Origin of the sequence: Kitasatospora sp. NPDC004669, assembly GCF_040609455.1 — a bacterium.
Taxonomy (GTDB): Bacteria; Actinomycetota; Actinomycetes; order Streptomycetales; family Streptomycetaceae; genus Kitasatospora.
The window spans coordinates 1-6,194 of record NZ_JBEXKB010000161.1; the positions used below are offsets into that span (position 1 = coordinate 1).

2 protein-coding genes are annotated in these 6,194 nt (G+C 73.6%); both read right to left on the reverse strand.

Going from position 1 to position 6,194, the window contains the following annotated elements; translation table 11 throughout:
• On the reverse strand, positions 1-1,817 hold a 1,817-nt coding region (locus ABZW30_RS46170; protein ID WP_355677346.1), incomplete at its 3' end, for a type I polyketide synthase.
• Between the two features lie 97 nt (positions 1,818-1,914).
• Positions 1,915-6,194: SDR family NAD(P)-dependent oxidoreductase (locus ABZW30_RS46175; RefSeq protein ID WP_355677347.1), on the reverse strand; the 4,280-nt coding region annotated here is incomplete at its 5' end.

Consider the following 6,194-nt stretch of genomic DNA (forward strand, 5'->3'; position numbering starts at 1 on the left):
CGCAGTGGCCGCTCCAGGTGGGTGTCCAGCGCCGCGCAGACCTCGTCGAAGGCCGTCGCGAACACCGGCTGGGCTTCGTACAACTCCCGGCCCATGCCGAGCCGTTGCGCACCCTGTCCGGTGAACAGGAAGGCGACCTTGCCGCCGCGTACCGTCCCCTGGACGGCCTGCGGGCTGTCGGCCCCTTCGGCCACAGCCGCCAGCCCGGTGAGGAGCGCGTCGCGCCCGTCGCCGAACACCACGGCCCGATGTGCGAAGTGCGAACGTCCCGAAGCCAGGACGCCCGCCGCTGCGGTCGGGTCGATGTCCTGATGGTCGGTCAGGAACGCTCCGAGCTGAGCCGCCTGCTCGCGCAGCGCGGCCTCGCTCTTGCCGGAGAGCAACAGGGGTGCGACGGCGTCCTCGTCGGCCTTCTCGCCTTCCCCGACCTCGACGGCCGGGGCGGACTCCAGGATCAGGTGCGCGTTCGTCCCGCTGATGCCGAAGGCGGACACGGCAGCCCGGCGCGGCTCCCCGGTCTCCGGCCAGTCCCGCGCCTCGGTGAGTAGTTCGACGGCGCCCTCGGTCCAGTCCACGTGCGGGGTGGGCTCGTCCACGTGCAGGGTCTTGGGCAGCACGCCGTGCCGTATCGCCTGCACCATCTTGATCACGCCACCGATGCCGGCGGCCGCCTGGGGGTGCCCGATGTTGGACTTCAACGAGCCTATCCAGAGCGGCTGTTCGGCGCTGCGCGCCTGTCCGTAGGTGGCCAGCAGGGCCTGGGCCTCGATCGGGTCGCCGAGCTTGGTGCCGGTGCCGTGCGCCTCGACCGCGTCCACCTGGTCGGCGGTCAGCCGGGCGTCGGCCAGCGCGGCCCGGATCACCCGCTGCTGCGACGGCCCGTTCGGGGCGGTGAGACCGTTGCTGGCGCCGTCCTGGTTGACCGCCGTGCCGCGGATGACCGCGAGCACGTGGTGCCCGGCCGCTCGGGCGTCGGAGAGCCGCTCCAGCAGCACCAGTCCGGCGCCCTCGGCGAAGCCGGTGCCGTCCGCCGCCGCCGCGAACGGCTTGCAGCGGCCGTCCGGCGCCAGGCCGCGCTGGCGACTGAACTCCAGGAAGACGTTGGGTGTGCCCATCACGGTGACGCCGCCGGCCAGCGCCATCGCGCTCTCGCCGCGCCGCAGTGACACGCAGGCCAGGTGCAGGGCGACCAGCGAGGAGGAGCACGCGGTGTCGACGCTGACCGCCGGCCCCTCCAGGCCGAGCGCGTACGCGACGCGCCCGGAGGTCACACTGGGCGCGCTGCCGGTGCCGAGGTAGCCCTCGACGCCTTCCAGTCGCTCCGGCAGTTCCCGCAGGTAGTCCTGGCCGCTGGTGCCGACGAACACGCCGGTCCGGCTGCCGCGCAAGCTGTCGGGCGCGATGCCGGCCCGCTCGAGGGTCTCCCAGGCGAGCTCCAGGAGCACCCGCTGCTGCGGGTCCATGGCGGTCGCCTCGCGGGGGTTGATCTCGAAGAAGTCGGCGTCGAACCGGTCGACCTCGTCCAGGAAGGCGCCGTTGCGCGAGTAGGTCTTCCCGCTGCGCTCGGGGTCCGGGTCGAAGAGGTCGTCGACGTCCCAGCCGCGGTCGGTCGGCAGTTCGCCGATCGCGTCGACGCCGTCCGCGAGAAGCCGCCACAGGCCGTCCGGGGTGGTGGCCCCGCCGGGGAACCGGCAGGCCATGCCCACGATCGCGATCGGCTCGCTGTCCCGTGCCTCGACGTCCCGCAGGCGGCGGTTGGCCTGGACGAGATCGGCCGTCGCACGCTTCAGGTACTCGCGCAGCTTCTCCTCGTTCACCGCGAGGTCCCTTCCTGGTTGATGGCGGTCGTGGTGCGGTTCGTGGTGCTACCAGGGCCTGCCGGGCTGTTCCGGGGGCTGGTGGCGGTGTGGTGGGTCATGCCTCGGTGGTCCCGAGCTCGTTGTCCAGCGCGCGGAAGAGGTCCTCGTCGGAGGCGGTGGCGAGTTCCACCACCTCGGCCTCGCTCAGCGTGTCGCCGGCCGCCCCGAGCCGTCGGGCCAGGGTCTGCAACCGGGCTGCCAGGAGGGCCAGTTCGGCGTCCTCGGGAGAGACCGCGAGGGCCGCCCGCTCCAGCCGGTCGAGCTCGGCCAGCACGGCCGCGGCCCCGGTCGGCGCCGACGCGGGAGCGAGCCGGACGCGCAGTTCGGCGGCCAGGGCGGCGGGCGTGGGGTGGTCGAAGACCGCGGTGGCGGAGAGCCGCAGGCCGGTGCCGGTGTTGAGCCGGTTGCGCAGTTCGACCGCGGTGAGCGAGTCGAAACCGATGGCCTGGAAGGCCCGGTTGGGGTCGATCTCCTCCGCTGAGGCGTGGCCGAGCACGGCGGCGACATGCCCGCGGACCAGGGCCAGCAGCCGGGCGTCCTGCTCGGCCTCGGTGAGCCCGGCGAGCTTCTCGCGCAGGCCGTCCGCGCTGACTGCGGCGACCCGCTGGGCGCTGCGGAGCACCCGGGGGCCAGTCAGGGCGCTGAGCAGCCGCGGCACGGCGGAGGCCCGGGCCAGTGCGCCGCGGTCGAGCCGGATCGGTAGCTGGACGGCGTCGGCGGCGTCGCGCAGCGAGGTGTCGAGGAGCGCGAGCCCCTGCGGGGTGGTCAGCGACAGCACGCCGTTGCGGGCCATGCGCCGCTGGGACGCCTGGTCGACGGACTCGGTGAGTTCGCTGGTCTCCTCCCACAGGCCCCAGCCGAGCGAGAGGGCGGGCAGGCCGCGGACCCGGCGGTGCTGGGCGAGCGCGTCCAGGTACTGGTTGGCGGCGGCGTAGTTGCCCTGGCCGGGGCTGCCGAGAGTGCCGCTGGCGGAGGAGTACAGGACGAACGCGGCCAGGTCGAGGTGCTCGGTCGCCCGGTGCAGGTGCCAGGCGGCGTCGACCTTGGGACGGAAGACCGCCTCCAGCTGCTTCGGGGTGAGGGCTTCGACGGTGGCGTCGTCCAGGGCACCGGCGCTGTGGAAGACGGCGGTCAGCGGCTGTTCGGCGGGGATCGTGTCGAGCAGCTCGGCGAGTGCCGCCGGATCGGTGGTGTCGCATGCGGCGATCCGGACCTCGGTGCCCGACTCGGCCAGCTCGGCGGCGAGTTCGGCGGCCCCCGGGGCGTCCGGGCCGCGTCGGCTGACCAGCAGTAGCCGGCCGACGCCGTGTTCGCGGACCAGGTGCCTGGCGGTGTGGGCGCCCAGGGTGCCGGTGCCGCCGGTGACCAGCACGGTGCCCGCCGGGTCCAGTTCACGGGGCAGGGTGAGCACCAGCTTGCCGGTGTGGCGGGCCTGTTGGAGGTAGCGGAAGGCGTGCGGGGCGTGCCGGACGTCCATGGCGTGGATCGGCAGCGGCTGGAGCACACCGCGGTCGAAGAGTGCCACCAGGTCGAGCAGCATCTCCTGGATGCGGTCTGGACCCGCCTCCACCGTGTCGAAGGCGCGGTAGAGGACGCCCGTGTGGTCGGCGGCGACGGTGTCGGCGTCGCGGCGGTCGGTCTTGCCCATCTCCAGGAAGCGGCCGCCGCGCGGCAGCAGCCGCAGCGAGGCGTCGACGTACTCGCGGGCCAGCGAGTTGAGCACGATGTCCATGCCCTCGCCGCCGGTGGAGGCCAGGAACTTCGCCTCGAAGTCGAGATCCCGGGAGGAGGCGAAGTGGTCGTCGTCGATGCCGAGTCCGCGCAGCACGTGCCACTTGTTGGGGCTGGCGGTGGCGTAGATCTCGCCGCCCCAGTGGCGGACCAGTTGGATCGCGGCCATGCCGACGCCGCCGGTGCCCGCGTGGATCAGGATCCGCTCGCCGGGGCTGACCGTGGTGAGGTCGACCAGGCCGTAGTACGCGGTCAGGAAGGTGATCGGGATGGCCGCGGCCTGCTGGAAGGTCAAGCCGGTCGGCATCGGCGTCACCCAGCGGTGGTCGGTCACCGCAACCGGCCCGGCGGCGCCGCCGATCAGGCCCATCACCCGGTCGCCGGGCGCCACGTTGGCGACGCCGGGACCGACCTCGACGACCACGCCGGCGCCCTCGCTGACGATCGGTGCGTCACCCGGGTACATGCCGAGGGCGATGAGTACGTCGCGGAAGTTCAGGCCGGCCGCGCGGATCGCGATCCGGACCTCGCCCGCGGCCAGTTCGCGGGTCGGCTCGGCGGTGGTGCACAGCGCGAGGTTCTCCAGCGTCCCCTTTCCGGTGCTGTCCAGGCGCCAGACCGCGCCCGGGTCGGTCGGCCGGGCCAGGATGTCGGCCCCTCCGACCGGCGCGAGGCGCGGGACCACCACCTGACCGACCCGGACGGCGAGCTGCGGCTCACCGGTGGCGAGAGCGGCCGGGACAGCCTGCCAGGACACCTCCAGCCCGTCGACGTCCAGCAGCACGAACTGGTCCGGGTTCTCGCTCTGGACGGCGCGGACCAGGCCCCAGGCGGTGGACGCGGCCAGGTCGGCGACGTCCTCCGCGGGGTGGGTGGCGACCGCGCCGCCGGTGAGCACCACCAGGCGGGTCGACCCGTCGAAGCCGGCCGCCAGCCACTCCTGGACCAGGGCGAGGGCCCGGGCGCCCGTGTCGTGGGCGGCCTGCACAGGGTCGGCGCCGTTGTCGGCGGCACCGCTGACCGGGGCCACCACGAACTCCGGAAGCGGTCCTGCGGCGGCGAGTTCGGCGAGGGAGGGGTGGACGACGGCGCCCACCGCGGCGCCCACTGCGGCGCCCACCTCGGCGCCCGGACCGCAGTCCGCGGCGATCACGGCGATGGCGGGCGAGTCGCCGGTGGTCTCCAGGTTGGTGAGCGGCGTCCAGTCCAGTCGGAACAGCGAGTCGCCGGACGGCTTGCTCCCGGCGTTCGCCAGCTGCTCCGGAGCGATCCGGCGCAGCGTCAACTCGTCGACGGTGAGCACCGGCTGGCCGGCTTCGTCGGTGATCAGCAGTGAGACCTGGTCGGTGCCGGTGCGCTCGACCTCCACCCGGATGCTGCGCGCGTCCACCGCGTGCAGCGTCACGCCGCCCCAGTTGTACGGGAGCAGCGGGCCGGCTGCCTGGTCGTCGTCGGCCGCGGTGAGGGCGATCGCGTGCAGGGCGGCGTCGAGCAGGGCCGGGTGGATGCCGAAACCGTCATCGGGGGTCCCGTCGGTGAGGGCAACGTCGGCATAGGTGGTGGTCTCGCTCGTCCAGGCCGTGTGCAGCCCCTGGAAGGCAGGGCCGTAGGTGTACCCGTGGGCTGCGAGGCGGGGGTAGAAGTCGGCGGTCGGGTGCGGGGCCGCGTGGGTGGGGGGCCACGCGGTGTGGCCGGTTGGGGGTGCCGGTGTCTGCGCGCTGAGGGTGGCCGTGGCGTGGAGGGTCCAGGGCTGGGTGGGGGAGTCGGTGGGGCGGGTGTGGATGGTCAGGGTGTGCTGGTCGGGGCTGTCGGGGGCGGGCGCGGTGGTGACGTGCAGGTCGATGGGGGCGGAGTCGCCGAGGACCAGAGGGTGGTGCAGCGTCAGCTCGGCGACCTGCGGGTGCTCGGTGTGGTGGGCGGCGTGCAGGGCAAGGTCGAGGAAGGCGGTGCCGGGCAGCAGGGTGGTGCCGTGGACGGTGTGGTCGGCGAGCCAGGTGTGGTCGGCGGGCTTGATACGACCGGTGAGGAGGTGGGTGCCGTCGGGGAGGGCGCTGGCGGCGGCGAGGAAGGGGTGGTCGAGGGGCCGGAGGCCGAGGGCCTGGGCACCGGCGCCGCCGGGGGCGGGCTTCAGCCAGTAACTGTCGTGCTGGAAGGGGTAGGTGGGGAGGTCGAGGGGGTGGCTGGGGGTGGGAACGGGCCAGGTGATGGGGGTGCCGGTGGTGTGGGCTTGGGCGGTGGAGGTGAGGAAGCGGGCGAGGTCGCCGTGGTCGCGGCGCAGGGTGCCGATCGCCCGGCCGGTGCCGTCGAGGATCTCTTCGACGGGGTTGGTGAGTACGGGGTGGGGGCTGGTTTCGATGAAGGTGGTGTGGCCGGTTTCGACGAGCTTGCGGACGGTCTGTTCGAAGAGGACGGGGTTGCGGAGGTTGGTGTACCAGTAGTCGGCGTCGAGCGTGGCGGTGTCGATCGGTTCGGTGGTCACGGTCGAGTGGAACGGGATGCTGCCGCTGGTGGGGGTGAGGTCGGCGAGGTCGGTGAGGACCCGGTCGCGGATGGCTTCGACCTGGGGGCTGTGGGAGGCGTAGTCGACGGGGATGGTGCGGGCGC